At 47.3% G+C, this 16,973-nt stretch carries 12 protein-coding genes and 1 tRNA gene; 9 read left to right on the top strand and 4 right to left on the bottom strand.

What is annotated here, in order from left to right; all coding sequences use genetic code 11:
* The first annotated feature begins 10 nt into the window (after positions 1-10).
* The 7 genes from nadA (at position 11) to AT705_RS05615 (ending at position 12,088) form a co-directional block, all read left to right on the top strand.
* The gene (gene nadA / locus AT705_RS05645) at positions 11-1,054 is read left to right on the top strand and encodes a quinolinate synthase NadA (protein WP_058795845.1); all 1,044 of its coding nucleotides are present in this window, start codon (positions 11-13) and stop codon (positions 1,052-1,054) included.
* 109 nt (positions 1,055-1,163) lie between these two features.
* Positions 1,164-1,254, top strand: a tRNA-Ser gene (locus AT705_RS05640).
* 156 nt (positions 1,255-1,410) lie between these two features.
* Complete coding sequence (locus AT705_RS05635) at positions 1,411-2,439, top strand: GGDEF domain-containing protein (RefSeq protein WP_058795844.1); 1,029 nt, start codon at positions 1,411-1,413, stop codon at positions 2,437-2,439.
* A 155-nt stretch (positions 2,440-2,594) separates the two neighbouring features.
* Positions 2,595-5,894 (top strand): exodeoxyribonuclease V subunit gamma, encoded by a 3,300-nt coding sequence (recC, locus tag AT705_RS05630; RefSeq protein WP_058795843.1) that lies wholly within the window; start codon positions 2,595-2,597, stop codon positions 5,892-5,894.
* Positions 5,881-9,420 carry an exodeoxyribonuclease V subunit beta gene (gene recB, locus AT705_RS05625; RefSeq protein WP_058795842.1) on the top strand — a complete coding sequence of 1,180 codons (3,540 nt, stop codon included), beginning with the start codon at positions 5,881-5,883 and terminating at the stop codon, positions 9,418-9,420. The genes recC and recB overlap by 14 nt, the downstream gene beginning before the upstream one ends.
* Positions 9,417-11,333 (top strand): exodeoxyribonuclease V subunit alpha, encoded by a 1,917-nt coding sequence (recD, locus tag AT705_RS05620; protein WP_058795841.1) that lies wholly within the window; start codon positions 9,417-9,419, stop codon positions 11,331-11,333. Before recB ends, recD begins: the two co-directional genes overlap by 4 nt.
* Positions 11,334-11,566: 233 nt before the next feature.
* Positions 11,567-12,088 (top strand): Mpo1 family 2-hydroxy fatty acid dioxygenase, encoded by a 522-nt coding sequence (locus AT705_RS05615; protein WP_058795840.1) that lies wholly within the window; start codon positions 11,567-11,569, stop codon positions 12,086-12,088.
* A 12-nt stretch (positions 12,089-12,100) separates the two neighbouring features.
* Here the strand turns inward: AT705_RS05615 and AT705_RS05610 are convergent, their stop codons facing one another.
* Entirely contained in the window at positions 12,101-13,057 is a 957-nt protein-coding gene (locus AT705_RS05610) for an FHA domain-containing protein (RefSeq protein ID WP_010382174.1), read from the bottom strand.
* 343 nt (positions 13,058-13,400) lie between these two features.
* Here AT705_RS05610 and AT705_RS05605 point away from each other — a divergent pair, with 343 nt between their 5' ends.
* A complete protein-coding gene (locus tag AT705_RS05605; RefSeq protein ID WP_058795839.1) occupies positions 13,401-13,991 on the top strand; it encodes a CBS domain-containing protein in 591 nt (196 codons plus the stop codon).
* A 1-nt stretch (position 13,992) separates the two neighbouring features.
* Here the strand turns inward: AT705_RS05605 and AT705_RS05600 are convergent, their stop codons facing one another.
* The 3 genes from AT705_RS05600 to AT705_RS05590 form a co-directional block, all read right to left on the bottom strand.
* Complete coding sequence (locus AT705_RS05600; protein WP_058795838.1) at positions 13,993-14,904, bottom strand: M14 family metallopeptidase; 912 nt, start codon at positions 14,902-14,904, stop codon at positions 13,993-13,995.
* A 62-nt stretch (positions 14,905-14,966) separates the two neighbouring features.
* Positions 14,967-15,377 (bottom strand): hypothetical protein, encoded by a 411-nt coding sequence (locus AT705_RS05595; RefSeq protein ID WP_049865862.1) that lies wholly within the window; start codon positions 15,375-15,377, stop codon positions 14,967-14,969.
* A gap of 106 nt (positions 15,378-15,483) precedes the next feature.
* On the bottom strand, positions 15,484-16,344 hold the full coding sequence (locus AT705_RS05590) for a hypothetical protein (protein ID WP_058795837.1): 861 nt from the start codon (positions 16,342-16,344) through the stop codon (positions 15,484-15,486).
* A gap of 228 nt (positions 16,345-16,572) precedes the next feature.
* On the opposite strand from AT705_RS05590, the gene AT705_RS05585 reads away from it, so the two are divergent.
* Positions 16,573-16,965, top strand: a complete 393-nt coding sequence (locus tag AT705_RS05585; protein ID WP_049865868.1) for a hypothetical protein — start codon at positions 16,573-16,575, stop codon at positions 16,963-16,965.
* Positions 16,966-16,973 lie beyond the last annotated feature (8 nt).

Raw genomic sequence — 16,973 nt, 5'->3', positions numbered from 1 at the left:
GGTCGAGAGAATGAGTCTAGCAGAACAAATTATGCCGGAGGATTATATTTTTCCTCCAAAACCTGCCCCTTTAACTAAGCAGGAACAAGCCGAATATAAAACCAGAATTAAAGCGTTGTTAAAAGAAAAGAACGCCGTTTTGGTTGCCCATTACTATACTGATCCCGAGATCCAGGCTCTGGCTGAAGAAACGGGCGGATGTGTCGCTGATTCACTGGAAATGGCGCGTTTTGGTGCTAAGCAACAAGATGCTGATATGATCATCGTTGCTGGTGTACGCTTCATGGGTGAAACGGCCAAGATCCTGACACCAGAAAAAACCGTTGTTATGCCAACTCTGGCAGCAACCTGTTCACTGGATGTAGGTTGCCCTATAGATGCGTTTTCTGCGTTTTGTGATCAACACCCGGACAGAAAAGTGGTTGTGTATGCAAACACCTCAACCGCGGTGAAAGCACGAGCCGACTGGATTGTTACTTCGTCATGTGCACTTGAGATTGTGGAGCACCTGGATTCTGAAGGTGAGAAAATCATCTGGGGCCCTGATAAACACCTTGGTTCTTACATTCAGAAGAAAACCGGTGCGGATATGATCATGTGGAACGGCGCCTGTATCGTTCATGATGAGTTTAAAACCAAGGCACTGAAAGACATGAAGGCATTGCACCCGGATGCAGCAGTATTGGTGCACCCTGAATCTCCGGCTGAAATTGTTGACCTGGCAGATGCCGTTGGTTCAACAAGTCAGTTGATTAAAGCTGCACAGGATATGCCGAATCAGAAGTTCATAGTGGCAACTGACCGCGGTATTTTTTACAAAATGCAGCAGCTGTGTCCTGAAAAAGAGTTTTTTGAAGCACCTACTGCAGGTGAAGGGGCAACCTGTAAGAGCTGTGCGCATTGTCCGTGGATGGCGATGAATGGCCTTAAAGCCATTGAAGAAGCCTTGATTGATCCGAATGGCAAAGAAGTCTTCGTTGATATGGCACTTCGTGAAGGTGCTTTGCGCTCACTGAATCGCATGTTGGACTTCTCAGCAAGTCTGCGAAAGTAGGCTAAGTTGCTTAGATACTAAGCACTTAGGTGTGTTTTTACAAAAAATACTTGCTAAAGTGTTACGCTTTTCATAGTATTAGCGCCGCACCTTAGCGGTGCTACAGTGCGGAGAGATGGCTGAGTGGCTTAAGGCGCACGACTGGAACTCGTGTATACGTTTATAGCGTATCGAGGGTTCGACTCCCTCTCTCTCCGCCATTCCTAATTTAAAAAAGGCGTCCATCGGACGCCTTTTTGCGTTTTATTTTTCCTGTCTTATCGCCTAATAGTTTCTGGTGACGCTATACTTGGTAGTACACAGTTGGCTAAAAAGCCGTTACTATATTCGGCATTAATCGAGTCTGCGAATATCCAATGCAAGAAGAACTACTCAATTCAGTCATCAAAATAACAAAAACAAGAGACATAGATTCACTCGAGTATAGCCTGCTTTCGACGATCCAGGAGCTGGTGGGGTGTAAGCATCTGTGTGTGTATAAAAACTTTAATACTCAGGAAGATCTGGCGGTTGAGCGGAGTATTGGATTAACCATGCATGGTGAGCGGGAATTTGAATGGCTCGACAGACAAGTGATTGAGCAACCTCAGTCCGAGTTGATTTCTTGTTTGCAGTCGTCCTGTATTATTACGGTGCAAAGCGCAGATGGCATAGAAAAGCGCTGGCTGCCTATCAACATCCATGAAACGCCGGTGGGTGCTATAGAAGTGCACTCAGGTGGCCTGAACAGTAGTGAGCAGGTGCTGCTTAATGCCTTTGTGCGCATTTACGAAAATTATCTGACCATATTGCACGAAAATGAGCGGGATAAACTGACCGGGTTATTGAATCGCCAGACCTTTGAGAAAAAACTCAAGCAGCTGCTAGAGAAGCAAGTTATAAAACAAAACCGCCATATTCGCGATGATCAGGATCCACGCACATTTCACCAAGGTGCCACATCCTGGTTAGCTATGGTAGACATAGATCACTTCAAACAAGTGAATGATAACTATGGTCATGTATGCGGTGATGAAGTGCTCCTGCTGGTTGCGCAAAAAATGCAACAGTTCTTCCGTTCAACGGACTTGTTATTTCGCTTTGGTGGCGAAGAGTTTGTCTTAGTGTTTGAGCCCACAGATCAGGCGTCCATTGAGGCAAAACTAGAAGAGTTCTTAGCGCTTATTCGTGAAACGCACTTTCCGTTTGTAAAGAACCTTACGGTGAGTGCCGGGCTTGCGCGGATCAGCCCTTATGATTTCCCAATCAATGTATTAGAGAATGCAGACAGAGCTTTGTATTATGCAAAAGAAAATGGCCGCGATAAGCTGGCGTTTTTTGAGGCGCTGTTAAATGAACATAAACTGGAGCGTCATGACGAAGGCTCCGGGATCGACTTATTTTAAACGGCTCGCACATTCAGCGGTAACACCATTCAGTTACCGCGCCCTTTATTCATTTTCCTCAGGTTACAGGCGATCAGGCACGTTGATATTAGCCTGCGAAATCTCTTACACTGACCAATGCCCGAATACTTGGTTAAAAAGCCCGAGACATCATTATGTTGCATATAATCCAATCAAATCGCATGGAAGCCCTTCAAGCGCAATTTACGACCTTGCTGAAGCAGGCTCCGCTCACGGATCCCTTTGCCAATGACATTGTACTGGTTCAGTCTCCGGGCATGTCTCAGTGGCTCAAGAACGGATTGAGCCGGGATATTGGGTATGCTGCACAGGTGGAGTTTCCGTTGCCACTGAGCTTTATCTGGCAGCTGTATCAACAGTTTCTGCCAGATGTACCGAAAGAGTCGCCGTTTAATAAAAATAACATGAGCTGGAAGCTTTTCACTTTGCTACCACAGCAGCTCTCAAATCCGCTTTACGAGCCGCTCAGAGTCTACCTTGAGGATGCCAGTGACCAGCCACAAAGTGAGCTAAAGCGCTTTGCTTTGTGTGAGAAAATCGCCGACGTGTATGACCAATATTTAATGTACCGACCAAACTGGTTAGAGCAGTGGGAGCAAGGCACGGATACGCTTGAGGATGTTGATATCAGTATCGCGCCCTGGCAGCCTGATCTGTGGCGGATACTGGTCGCACACACCCATAGTCTGGGGCAAAGCCCTTATAACCGGGCTAATATGCACCAGCAGCTGCTGATTAAACTGGCCGAAGCCGACCCGGCAACGTTGCCTGAGCGGATCTGCATATTTGGTCTTTCAGCCATGGCGACTAACCAGTTAGAGATATTTACCGCACTGGCGCAAAAGAGTGATGTAATACTGTTCTTTTTTAATCCCAGTGAGCATTATTGGGGCGATCTGGTTGATGAGAAAACTCAGGCTAAGATCCTGGCCAAGTATCAGGTAAGGCCAGCAGTGGATGCGCAGCTGCAAAAACAATCAGGGGAAGCCAGCTATTACAATACAGGTAATCCCTTGTTGTCGTCCTGGGGTAAGCTTGGGCGAGATTATCTGGAGCAGCTATTGCAAACTGATGCACGCTGGCTGGATGGTTTTGTTGATCAGTTTGGCGACAGTTTGCTGGCCCAGTTGCAGCAGGAAATATATCAACTTGCTTTTAAAGGTGAGTCTCTGGTCGATGATCCAAATTGGTACGTGAGTACCCAAGGACGTCTGACCATAGATCAGGCGGATAGCTCGTTGCTACTGTGTGATTGCCATACTCCTTTGCGTGAAGTTGAGCTGTTGCATGATCACCTGCTGGGTTTGTTTCACGAAGACCCAACGCTGACGCCCAAAGACATCATTGTGATGATGCCAGACGTGGGTACCTATAGCCCGTATATTGAAGCCGTATTTGGCAGTGCATCGGGAGCGAGAAAAATACCTTTTGCACTGGCCGATATGAGCATAGATCAAGAAAAGCCTGTGCTGAACTCGTTTGTAACGCTGGTTGGCCTGCCATTTAGTCGTTTTAGTGTGTCGGATATACTGGACCTGTTGGGGGTTGAACCCATCAGTAACCGCTTTGATGTTGAGCTGAGTGAATTTGTTCAGATCCAGACCTGGCTTCAACAGGTGGCTGTAAAGTGGGGGCTTAATGGTGAACACAAAGGTGATTATGGATTACCGGAGATTGCTCTCAATACCTGGCGACACGGACTCAGACGGCTGCTTTTGGGGATTGCGAGTGCCGATGAGCTGACGGCGTACAATGAGATATATCCGGCAGATGCGGTAGAAGGTATGGCAGTGAATACACTGAGTAAGCTGATTGCCTTTATTGAAGCACTGGCACAGGCGCGTGAGCAGTTATTAGTTGCGACACCGCTGAATGAGAAATGCGCAGTGTTGAGACAGATACTGGCAGACTTTTACGACCAGGACACAGAGCAGAGCTGGGATCTGATGCAGTTGCATAAGGTGATCGATGGACTGGAAAAGCACCATGAGAATGGCGACTTTTCAGGTGCCGTTGACGCAAAAATTGTGTTGCATCAAGTTCGTCAGGGAATCAAAGATAAGGGTGTAGGACAACGGTTTTTGGCCGGTGCTGTGAACTTTTGTACTCTGATGCCAATGCGGGCGGTACCGTTTAAAGTCGTTTGCTTATTGGGTATGAATGACGCCGATTACCCGCGACAAGTGCAACCCATTGGTTTTGATTTAGTGCCTTATTCGCGCCGCCGGAAAGGGGACCGCTCCCGTAAGCTGGATGACCGTTATTTGTTTTTGGAAGCACTGCTCAGTGCACGTCAGCATCTCTATATCAGTTATCTGGGGCGCTCTTGTTATAACAATGAGCCGCAGGTACCGTCGATCCTGGTCAGCGAGCTATGTGAATATCTGGACCGGGCTTTTTGCTATTCCGATGAGTCACTCAAACCCAGTGAGCAGGTGTATCGCGAGGCCCCTTTGCAGCCGTTCAGCAACCTGCATTATCAGCCGGGCACATTGCATAGCTTTAATCCCAACTGGTGCCCGTCACAGCAAGAGATACAGAGTGAACTGGCGCAACAATGCACGGAGTCCAATATTGAGGTTAAGTTGGCTGAAGAGCTGGAGTTACCCGACTTTTTGCGTGCCTGTCTGGCACCGCAGCGCTGGTTTTATCAACATACATTGGGCGTACGTCTGGTCACGTTGGAAGAGGACACGCCGGACAGTGAACCATTTGCTTTAGACCCTATGACGCGCTATCAATATCTGGATGAAATTTTGCACAGTGAACTGACCGATGCCCCTTTGTCTGAAGCCCAGCTGCTACAGCGAGCTCAGCTGCCGCAGGCTAATGTGGGTGTGGTGGAACTACAAAAGCTTAAAGGGCGTGTTGCTGCCATGTCGGGGCGTTTAAAAGACGTGATGACTGAGCATGCGGAACCCATAGAAGTATCGCTGCAAATTGGAGCAACACACTTACTCGGTTGGCTTGCCAATGTCTATCAGAGCAAACAGGTATTTTATCGTACAGCCAGCATCAAAGGTAAAGATAGGATCCGTGGCTATTTGATGCATCTGATAGCTAATTGTGTAACCCAGGATATAGAAACCCATATCTATGGGTTGGATGAGCAAGTTGTGTTTGCACCGCTTGGCCGTGATGTGGCACATACGCAGCTGTCAAAATGGTTGGCGTTCTATAGCCAACTGGTTACCCATGTTGTGCCATTTTTCCCCGCCACCAGTTACGAATATTGTAAAACGCAAGATATGAGCAAAGCCCTGAATAAATTTGTGGGCGGTCAGTACATAGGGTTTGGCGACAGTGAGGACCCTTATGTCGCGTTGAGTTTCCCGTCTTTACAGGCGTGTGAAGCCGAGTTTGTTCAGTTGAGTGGTGATCTGCTGACTCCCCTTATTGATCTTGCACAGGAGACCCGCTATGAGACGGCTTGATCCCCAAACCATGCCTCTGTCGGGCCATAACCTGATTGAGGCCAGTGCCGGCACTGGCAAAACTTACACCATCACAGGGTTGTATTTGCGTTACTTACTGGGGTTAATTGATACCGAGACTCAAACCACCCCACTTAGTGTTGAGCAAATCCTGGTGGTGACGTTTACCGATGCAGCCACCCAGGAGATCAAAGATCGGGTACGCAAACGGATCGTACAGGCGCGGGATGCTTTGTTGGGTAGTGAATGCAATGACACGCTGATCATCGAATTGCTGGCACAAGTGGCTGATCAGGAATCTGCGTATCACTTACTAGATGCTGCCGCTAAGTCCATGGATGAAGCGGCCATTTTCACCATTCATGGCTTTTGCCAGCGCATGCTAAAGCAGCATGCATTTGAATCTAACCTCAGCTTTAATCTGGAATTCATTCTGGATGACAGCGAGTTGTTTAACGCGGCTGTGGAGGATCACTGGCGGCGCTTTGTTTACCCGTTAGACTCAGACAAAACTGAGCTGGTTTTATCGCATTTCTCTCATCCGCAGGCGCTGGCAAAACGCCTCTATCCCTTGCTTAAGCGCGGTGACGCTCGATTACAGCCAGAACTGGATTTGGCAGTTGTGCTGGCGCAGCGGGCCGAATATCAGAGCCGCGCAGGTAAGTTTAAACAGCAACTGTTAAACTCAGACTTTTTTCAGGTGCTGCGCGATTCCGGTATTGCGAAGAATAAAGCGCCCGGGCGACCTGCCAATATACAGGCGTTAATCGACTACTGTATGGGGGATGGCTGGTATTTTGAGTTTGGTACCAGTAAACATTCCTTTGCTTTATGGGGAGAGGCGCAGTTAGGCGATCCGAAGAACTACACTAAAACAGGTAAACCGGTTGTACATCCGGCGCTGGGTTGGTTTGATGAAATGGCGCAGTTACATAAGAGTGTCGCCAGGGGACTGCCTATTGCATTGTTACAACATGCACTGGGTGAAGTGCGTGCTCTGATGGCGCAAGCTAAGCTCGAACACAGCCTGATCTCGCCCGATGACCTGCTACAGAATTTACACCAGGCATTGCATGGCGCACAAGGTGAGGCGCTGGCAGAGAAAATTGCACAGCTTTATCCGGTCGCCATGATTGATGAGTTTCAGGATACAGATCCGATCCAGTTTGGCATATTTTCACGTGTTTATGGCACTGACAGCAGTTGCGGTCTGACCATGATAGGGGATCCGAAACAGGCCATTTATGGCTTCCGGGGGGCGGACATCTTCACCTATATCGGTGCCAAACATCAGGTCGACGAAGCCCGGCAATTTACATTGGATAAGAACTATCGTTCAGCCAAGCGGGTAGTTGCTGCCGTGAATGCAATTTTTACAGCGCAGGCAGATAGTTTTATATTCAATCGCGACATACCTTTTATTGAAGTTGAGGCGGCAGGTAAAGACGCCGACAATACGTTTACTCTGGATGGTGTTGAACCTGCGGCCCTGCAATTCAATGTACTCATGGACGACGATTCGCCCGTTACGACCAAGGCCACTGCCTACCCACTGCTAGCGCAGGGGTTTGCCGCACAGATTGCGCAGATCCTCACTCAGGCTCAGCAAGGGCGTGCTTGTATAGGTCAGCGTCCGGTGCTGGCAGCAGATATTTGTGTACTGGTCCGTGACAGGGGAGAAGCGGGCGTTATTAAACATGCTTTACAGGCGGCTGGTGTGAGCAGCGTATACCTGGCCCGGGACAGTGTTTTTTCACAGCCCGTGGCCGTTGCTGTGTGGCAGTTATTACACGTGGTGCATGGCAGTTATGATGAGGCGGCTTTGCGTGGCGTACTGGCCGGGCCTTTGTTTGCGTTGAGTGAACAGCAAATTTTTGCACTGCGTACCCAGGAAGGGCAATGGCAGCGTTATCTGATGCAGTTTGCCCACTTGAAACAGCTTTGGTATCAACAGGGAGCCATGGCCACTTTGGAGTCTTTACTGGTAGACAACCAATTAGTCAGACTGTGGCAGCAAGCAGGCTTTGAAGTAGAGCGTTGGCTGACTGATTACCGCCACCTGGCCGAGTTGTTGCAACATAAACAAATCGAACTTGAAGGTACGCAGCGGGTCATGCGTTGGTTACAATCTCAGTGTGCTAATCCGAGCTACGAGGGCACTCAGCTGCGTCTGGAGAGTGATGCCGATCTGGTTAAAATTGTCACCATGCATGCGTCTAAAGGGTTGGAGTACCCCCTGGTTTACCTGCCTTTTGCCAGTGCCTACCGGGAGGCCAGCGAAACGATTTACCATGACAATGGAGAGTTGGTGCTGGATCTGGATGGCGACGATAGCGCACAGCAAAGCGCTAATCGGGAACGTCTTGCAGAGGATATTCGGTTGCTTTATGTGGCATTAACGCGGGCGATTCATTTTTGCAGCCTGGGTTTGTATAACTTGCCACTGGGGCGCAGCAAAAAACCAGGGATCCAACAGTGTGCACTGGGGCACGTGTTGTTTGGCAATGATAAAATTATTGAAGCTACACAGTGGCATGAACAGCTTCGCAGCTTATGTTCAGGCCATGAGGGGATGGTTTATCAATCATTGCAGGTTGTACCTTGTGTATATCAGCCAGAGCAGACAGAGTCGCTTCAGCGTTTGCAGAGTCGAGCCGTCGAAGTGGTGATTGAACAAAACTGGAGAATGACCAGCTTTAGTCAGCTGAGTTATCACGAGACTAGTGCTGAGCGGCCTGTGGGGGCGCAAGATGAAAATCACAAAATAGATTTACCTGAACCCAATGTGATCAAGCGTTATACACCTTACACTTTTGTTAAAGGCGCCCGGGCGGGGAGCTGTTTACACGAAATTTTCGAGCAGGTTGATTTCACGGCGCCACACGCACCCACCCGGCCAGACAAGTTGACTCTGGCTGAGGCAACTCAGACTTGCCTGGAGAAATATCATCTGGATATTGTCTGGCAGGAGACACTTGAGCACTGGATTGAGGGGTGTTTACATGCCCCCTTAATGCCTTCATCAGATCTGACACTGGGTCAGTTGTCAGTATCTGACTGTCTGGTTGAAATGGAGTTTCAGTTACCCCTGAAGCGTTTGTCCTATACCCGGCTCAACAAGTTGGTTGCGCAAATTACCGGTGTACCCAGCCACCTACGTTTTGATGAGGTGCAGGGCATGCTAAAAGGCTTTATCGATCTGATTTTTGTCTGGCAGGGACGATATTTTATCCTCGATTATAAATCAAATTATTTGGGCGACACGGCGGCAGACTACCAGGCCGACAATCTGGCTCTGGCGATGAGCTCGCACCAGTACCATCTTCAATATCTGATTTATTCTGTGGCCTTGCATCGACTATTAAAACACCGGCTCGCAGATTACAACCCTCAGCAGCACCTCGGCGGCGTGTATTATTTGTTTTTGCGTGCGTTACCGGACGGTGCCGGCTGCTTCTTTACGCAACTGGATGAAAGCACGTTATTACAACTGGACGCCTTATTTGATGCGGGAGAACAAAAATGACGCAGGGGATGTTTGAATTTCAGTCTGATGTTCTCGATCATCAGGCATATATTGCGCTGCTGGTACATACCCGGCGCGTGCGTGCTGCCGACGTCGCCCTGGCAAAGCTGTTGTGTCAGGAGCAGTTTGACGCGGTATTCTATCTTGTTTTGTTGCTGCAACGGGCTGAACAGAGTCAGCATACCTGCCTGTTGCTGGCAGACATCGACTGGCAGAACCCTTTTTCGTTAAGTGCTGAAGAGGTGACAGTCTTTACGGGCATGTCAGGCGCAGCGCATAATTTACCCTATACGCCATTTGATAGTCCGGACGCTGCCCTCTGTGCGTTGCAGTCGCACCAAGCGGTAGGAGAAAACAAGCCTTTAAGGTTATTTTCAGGGCGGTTATATCTGGCGCGATTAGCAGAATATGAAGCGTATCTGAGTAGCCGTTTTTTACAGATGGCCCGGCAACCTATCCAACTGAATGAATCACAATTAAGTGGTTTGCTGGATCAGTATTTCCCCAGTGGCAATGCAGAGGGGGTAGACTGGCAAAAAGTTGCTTGTGCGATGGCGGCATCGAGCGGGTTTTGTGTGATCACTGGAGGTCCGGGAACCGGTAAAACCACCACAGTGACTAAGTTACTGGCTATTTTACAATCTTTGTATACCGAAGTGCCACTGAGCATTAAGCTGGTGGCACCTACCGGAAAAGCGGCAGCCAGACTCAGCGAATCAATTATTGGGGCTAAAGGGCGTTTGTCGTTGGCCCCCGAACTGGCCAGTCTGATCCCCGAACAGGCGCAAACAGTGCACCGTTTGCTTGGCGTGATCCCACATACCAATCGCTTTGTTCATCACGAACAAAACCCGTTGCACATCGATTTACTAATAGTAGACGAAGCGTCAATGGTGGACCTGGCTTTGATGAGCAAGCTGGTCAGGGCACTACCTTCCCATGCAAGATTGATCCTGTTGGGCGATAAAGATCAACTGGCGTCGGTGGATACCGGCAGTATTCTGAGTGATTTGTGTGAGCATCTGAAGCTGGGGTCACAGCCCGCCTATACTGCCAGCCGTGCTGCGTTTTTGAATCAGGTGTGCTTTGCGGGCCAGGCTGTGTTAAAAGGCAAGGCAACGCGTTATGCACTGGCTGATGCCACAGCGTTTTTACAACAAAGCCACCGCTTTAAAAGTGACAGTGGGATCGGCCAGCTGGCGAGTGCGGTGAATCACAACCTGCCCGAGCAACTGCAACAGGTGATTAACCACGGCTTCAGCGATTTGAGTTTTTATGGGTTGAGTGTGGAGCAATACAATGCGCTGTTGGAACGAGCGGCTGATCATTACAGTCGATACCTGACGGCCATTACGGACAAACGAGAGCCTGAGGAGGTGCATGGGCTGTTTAGTCAATATCAGCTGCTGGCTGCTGTCAGAGAGGGCCCTTATGGTGTCTCTGAGCTGAATAAGCGAATTGAGCAGAAGCTTGCTCAGCGTGGATTGATATCGCCGTATAACCGTTTCTATGCCGGGATGCCGATTATGATCACGCAAAATGATTATCAGCTAAAACTTTTTAATGGTGATATTGGCATTCTACTGCCTGATGAGCAAGGTCAGCTCTACGCGACCTTTATCGACGAGCAAAATATGGTCAGGCACTTTTACCCGGCGAGGCTACCCAGTTATGAGCTGGTGTATGCTATGACGATTCATAAGTCACAGGGGTCGGAGTTTGATTATACGGCGCTGATCTTGCCGCCTATTCAACGCGCTGGAAAGGGGGTAAATCGCCAGTTAGTGTACACAGGAATTACCCGCGCAAAGCGACATCTGGAACTCAATTGTCAGCCACAAGTACTACAACTGTCTATGCAAGCGCAAGCCGGACGGCATTCAGGAATGTCGGATAGGTTACGGTTGGGTTAAATTTATGTTTTCATCTTGTTTGTTTTTTTCTTTGGTCTACAGTAGTAGATAACGGAGATGACAGACAGTGTTCATCACCGTTGATAACCCAGTGATTTATGCCGCCAGTCGCCTGGCGGCATTTTTATTTTTCCTTCTCGGACGTTGTATAGTCCACATATTGGTACAGTGTTGACTTTTTCAGCAGATTGTTGCTTTATAAAATAAAGTAATTACTCAAAAGAACAAGAAAGATGAAAACACTTGAGCAACACCTGGTCAATTACGCCTTGTATCACAGAGATAAGCGCAACATTGCGACCCACTTTGTTGGCGTCCCACTGATTGTGTTTGCCGTTGTCTGGATGACATTCTGGCCATTGGGAAGCGTTTTTCAAACGCAACTGAGCTTGTCTGGCGGCTTAATTTTGCTGACTAGTATGTACTACTTATATTTGTCGCCTACGCTTGGTAGCTGGATGATAGCCTTTCTGTTAATTTGTCAGGGCGCTGTTACTTTAGCATTCGATGCGGTCGCACATGCCGGCCTGGACGTTGTCTGGTTTTATGTCATGGGGCTCGGGTTATTTGTGATTGGCTGGGTTATTCAGTTTATAGGACACTATTATGAAGGGAAGAAACCCGCTTTTGCGGATGATCTGATGGGACTATTGATTGGGCCATTATTTGTCATGATGGAATTGCTTAACAAAGTTGGATGCTTTAAGACACTGGAACAATCAGTAAACAATCAGGCCGGTCCGTACCGGCCCTGAATAACACGTGCGTTAGATTGAAATACGGGTTTCCAGCTGGCAGCCTTTGACAATGGTGATATTCTGACAATTGAGGCGAATTTTCCCGTTGTTGGTTTCCAGCACATAGGCTAACTCGGGTGCTTTGTCGCCGCCCGCTTCGGTCAGTTGTTTGCGGGCACGATGCACCATAATGTTCATATGATTGGTTTGCACGCCAAGCGCTTTGGCCAGGTCTTCACGATAAAGCCAACCCTGAGATTCTGTGTCCATCCCATTTTGCTTGTCGTCAATGCGTGTTCTTGCCAGCAGCAGCATCAGGTAGTGGTGAGTACGGCATCCCAGGTCAATCTCCTGGCCTTCCAGCTCCAGTGTTAGATCGGTTTTTTCTTCATCCTGACTAACACTAAAGTTGAGTGCGATGGGCTTTACAATCGGCTGATTGTCAAGGTGCTTAGTCATGGTTGAGGTGTTGGCGCAGTAGAACAACCATTGTTGGCCAAATAAGGAGACCACACCTCCGTCAATCAGTGCTTGCCGGTCCGAGGTATTTAAATCTTCGAGAAACCAGTAATTCAATAAGGCATCAAAGTAGACGATATGACTGGCTTCTTCGTCATTGGGCAGCAGTATTTGGTTTTCAAGTTCGATCACCTGGTTGGCGTTCGTCTGTGAAACTAGGTACTGACAATTGGCATTTAAATTTGCCACGACATAGGAGTTCTGCCCGGGCGCTGCAAAGTCAATTTTATCATTTTCGGAGAGTTGATAAGGCAGGTTCTTATCAATCTTCTTGTCGTTGATCCAGATCCCATTGGTGCTGACGTCGCGGATCAACCAAGTATTGTTTGCATGTTCAATGATGGCATGGTGCCTTGATATGCCAGGCTTATCGACGAAGGTATCTACATTAAATTTATAACGTCCAAAAGTGTGATAACTTTTTAGGTAAATTTTTTCCAGTTTCTGTTCATCGATTAAATATGCCATAAGATTTTCCTAACTTTCCGTATAAGTGACGCACACGAATTTGCACTTCGGTGGAGATTCTACCTTGTTGAAGGGACTATTTCCTTAGTTACCTTCAGTTTATAAAAAGGACCCGCCGAAACGGGTATGTTATTTCAGGAAGTATTCACAATAATAACAGCCTAAAAGACAGACTATTATTGTGTCCGGGCAAAGACAATTGCGAACAGTATCAGTGTAACGAGTCAATTCGTATCTTGCCATTACAGTGGATTACACCGAGCGGATTAGTCCCTTGCATAAAATGCAACGATGAACCATATTTTCAATATGGTTCGACCACAGTGTCGATAGTGGAGGGGATATGAGTGAGTATAAATCGCTACAAACATTAAAGTTAGAAGGGGTCTATCAGTTTTGTGATTATTATGATGCGGAGCCATTGAGTCTGTCGAGTCCTGCGGTCAAAGTGATCACTGATTTTGCCAGACGTCAGCCACAAATGATCTTGAAAGATGTAGATATAGATCATGCGGTTTATATGATGCTTAATGGTCATGTAAGGTCAAAATTGGTGGTTGATCATGATGACACCTTTCTTGGGGTGGTCAATTCCAAGGATCTATCTGGTCGGCGGGTATTAAGCATTGCACAGAAACGTCAAGTTGCGCGCAGTGACTTAACCGTTGAGGATGTGATGACTAAAAAGCAGGATTTGCACGCAATGCGCTTTTCGACAGTAGCAAGCGCCAAGATAGGGGATGTGCTACAGACACTCAGGGAGCTTGGTCAGCAACATGTTCTGTTGATGGACGAAAAAGGGGGCTTGAGGGGCATGATATCGTCTTCTGATATTGCCCGTGCGCTGCATGTGCCCGTGAATATATTTCAAAAAGCTCACTCTTTCAGAGATATCTTTGAGATCATTCACGAGCATGGAGAGCTAATGGCCTGAATTACTTTTGGGCTAACAGAAACGTAATTGCGCCTTCAATCGCCGCAACCTGGCCATCAATACAGTTTTGTGGCGTCGTGTTCGGGCTATCCGGGTAGACTTCTGTGGTTGTAACGTACGCTGCGTCTGTCATACCCATACACAGACCTAGACTGGTTGCATCATAGTTGATAACACCGAACTGCTCAATTGGCACGCCTATGAGGGCATTATGCTCATCCGCTTCGGCAATATGTGTAACCGTTTGCACTGTGTTGATTATTGCCTGCTGAAAGGCTGCTTCAGGCTTTTGCGTGTGGCCGACCAGATAAAAACCGTCCGGAATATTCCAGTTATGATTGATTTTACCGTCACGAGCAGCGAGGGCTGGACGAAACTCACTGTTATCCGTATCTGTTGTTTCATGTAAGTCAATGTGCAGGATGATTGATGCCAAGTGGGGATTGACGTACTCCATCGCAAGCTGTGACTCCTGAGCTGGACTGTTGGCATAAAATGATCGATTTGGATCAACAGCCGCCGGGTTCCACCTGTTTATTGTCTCGTAACCCCATGGGCTAATACAAGGTAATATGAGTAGGTTGAATTTACCGTCATAAGTTTTTGCATGTTTTTTCGCAAATGCCAGTGCGCCTAAAACACCGCTGGTTTCATAACCATGTACGCCACCCGTAACCAGCACTACAGGTAAATCTGCGCGCCAGTTGGCAGACTTTAATGCGTACAAAGGAAAGTGTGTTTCGTAATCTAGCACACCATATTGTTCAATTTGATAGTCTGCACTGAGGGCATTGATTTGAGGCTCAATGTCTTCGAAATAATCACGCTTTTTGGTTTGTTGAGCGAACCATTGTTGTTTTTCGCCTGCTTGCCAAGGCTTACCGGTTTGTCCGATAGAATACTGTTCAGTCATAACATGTCTCTTCTGTTTTGATATCTGCATGCTAATTAGATTATGAGCCTTGGGCAAGTGGGTTACGCCAGGTAACCCAGGTTTTTCAGGTGCTGTTGCTGCTCTTTGCGTACCCTGAATGCCAGTAGCTTGATGATCCCGTTGTTCGTTTTAACCTGAGTCATAGTCAAACCAATATAATTGACAAATTCAATCGACTGAATGTTTTCAGCCGGTATATAACGTTGGCGACCTGTCAGGCTAAAGAACGACAAACCCTGATTGCACAGCGTAACGCGTTTGTGACCTGCCATGCTCAGTAAAAAATTGATGGCGAATGCGATGCTAACGACACTGGCAATGGTGATTTGCATCGTTGCCAGAAAAGACAGATTGAGTTCGGTGAACAGCCCTGCCAATGCTAATAGCGCAATAACGAAAGCGCCAACTACACAATAAAAAGTCGTATTGATTTCCAGTTTTAGTTCATTCATTACCTGTTCCTAATTTGAGGTATTCCCGAGAGGCAGGAAATTTAGGAGAAGAAAATGGAAGAAATATGAATACCCCAAATTAAAACTAACAATTGCGATTTTAGGGTTAAAGTGTATGCCAATCATCCACCAAAGGATTGATAAATCCGCACTGTCGATAAGACTGATAGATGAAATTTTTTGCTTTCAATTTGGCCAGACCGCGTTTTAGTGCGTTATACGCTTCTTCCCCTTGCGGGTGAAGTTTGGACACGACGAAATGTCGGCTGTCCTGGAGTGCGACTTTAACGCCCTCTATGGCTTCGATCCGATAACCCTGACCTTCATAGTAAAATGGCTGGGTGTTGTTAAAGGAAACCAGCATTGCGTCCACCCACCCATTACTCACCAGTTTGGCCATAGTGATCCAGTCATCTTCATGATGTAATTGCTGAGGTGCAAGCGCTGTGAGCGTAACCCAATCAACCAACCATGCTTTACTACTCACGATACTTATTTGGCTAAGATCTGTAGAAATTTTGTCTCGTAATCGAGCTTTGTTAGAGGCAGATGTATAAATCCCCGCAAAGTATGCTCCTTTGTGAATGATAGGGGGAGAAATATATGCCTTGTGAGCTATGGTGTTTGCTTGAGACTGCCAGATAGTATCAAAGCTCATGAGCAATAACCCTGATTCAAGCAGTTTTAAGTTTCTTGCATCATAATTTCCAAGCGTGAAGCTAAAGGTATGCTTGAAGCCACCTTCCAGTAGTGCGCGTTGTGCGATGAGAAACTCGACAACATCACGTTGGCACCTGGGATGATTGAATATCTCCTCAGTGAATTCAGAAATGGATAGATCGGCCAGTATTTCTTTGGCGTATTTATAAATGTCTTGCTCAATCGAAATCGAAATACGGGCGTGTGCAGAGAAAGAAAGGCCTAAAATAAGTAGCAGTTTCAAGTATAAGCGGTTTAGGCAAGACATAATGACTTCCTGTGTGCACTAAGAGAAGTTTAGTTCAGGGCACGCTAATTGACTATTTTTTAAGTGACAACCTTGAGTTTGTAGAATATGTTTGAATGCTATGGAGTGTGTTTGCCCATAGGGCATGCGCCTCCATAGGATCAGGCACATCAGCAAGGGGCAGGCATGCTGGAGCCGGTCTCTGTGCAGGGTTGTAAGTTGGCGTTATATCAATTACAAGGAGCTAAGATGAAATTTGAACAACTATTGAACCACTTTGACATGGGCATCTGTGTGGAGCAATTGCAAAAAGAATCCTTGTTGGATATCGCTTTGTTATTTGTTTGCATTGACGAAAAAATAGAAACCGAAGAAATGGACATTGTCCGTGACTGGGCAAATACATTGCATTGGAATTCAGCCATTACGTTGCAAGATTACATGGATGATGCGCTGGGTAAGTGCTTAATTGCGATTAAACAGGATGAGACAGAGTGTTTTATTCAACATAGATTGAGTCATATTGTTGATAAGCCCATGCGTGAGCTTGCTGTGTCAATTGCGCATCGCATCAGTGAAGCAAATGGGGAAGTGTGTGACAGTGAGAAACGTGCACTGGCTATGTTAGAAAGCGAGATATAGGGTTTTCA

The organism is Pseudoalteromonas rubra (assembly GCF_001482385.1).
Classification (GTDB): domain Bacteria; phylum Pseudomonadota; class Gammaproteobacteria; order Enterobacterales; family Alteromonadaceae; genus Pseudoalteromonas; species Pseudoalteromonas ardens.
The sequence above is the reverse complement of the archived record's forward strand: the minus strand, read 5'-3'. Positions and strand labels throughout refer to the sequence as shown.

What these genes read in the sequence shown, in the direction of transcription:
- AT705_RS05595 (WP_049865862.1), bottom strand. Translation starts at nt 15,377, where the DNA reads ATGAATGAACTAAAACTGGAAATCAATACGACTTTTTATTGTGTAGTT.
- AT705_RS05585 (WP_049865868.1), top strand. Translation starts at nt 16,573, where the DNA reads ATGAAATTTGAACAACTATTGAACCACTTTGACATGGGCATCTGTGTG.
- AT705_RS05610 (WP_010382174.1), bottom strand. Translation starts at nt 13,057, where the DNA reads ATGGCATATTTAATCGATGAACAGAAACTGGAAAAAATTTACCTAAAA.
- recB (WP_058795842.1), top strand. Translation starts at nt 5,881, where the DNA reads ATGAGACGGCTTGATCCCCAAACCATGCCTCTGTCGGGCCATAACCTG.
- recD (WP_058795841.1), top strand. Translation starts at nt 9,417, where the DNA reads ATGACGCAGGGGATGTTTGAATTTCAGTCTGATGTTCTCGATCATCAG.
- AT705_RS05635 (WP_058795844.1), top strand. Translation starts at nt 1,411, where the DNA reads ATGCAAGAAGAACTACTCAATTCAGTCATCAAAATAACAAAAACAAGA.
- AT705_RS05605 (WP_058795839.1), top strand. Translation starts at nt 13,401, where the DNA reads ATGAGTGAGTATAAATCGCTACAAACATTAAAGTTAGAAGGGGTCTAT.
- AT705_RS05590 (WP_058795837.1), bottom strand. Translation starts at nt 16,344, where the DNA reads ATGTCTTGCCTAAACCGCTTATACTTGAAACTGCTACTTATTTTAGGC.
- AT705_RS05615 (WP_058795840.1), top strand. Translation starts at nt 11,567, where the DNA reads ATGAAAACACTTGAGCAACACCTGGTCAATTACGCCTTGTATCACAGA.
- AT705_RS05600 (WP_058795838.1), bottom strand. Translation starts at nt 14,904, where the DNA reads ATGACTGAACAGTATTCTATCGGACAAACCGGTAAGCCTTGGCAAGCA.
- recC (WP_058795843.1), top strand. Translation starts at nt 2,595, where the DNA reads ATGTTGCATATAATCCAATCAAATCGCATGGAAGCCCTTCAAGCGCAA.
- nadA (WP_058795845.1), top strand. Translation starts at nt 11, where the DNA reads ATGAGTCTAGCAGAACAAATTATGCCGGAGGATTATATTTTTCCTCCA.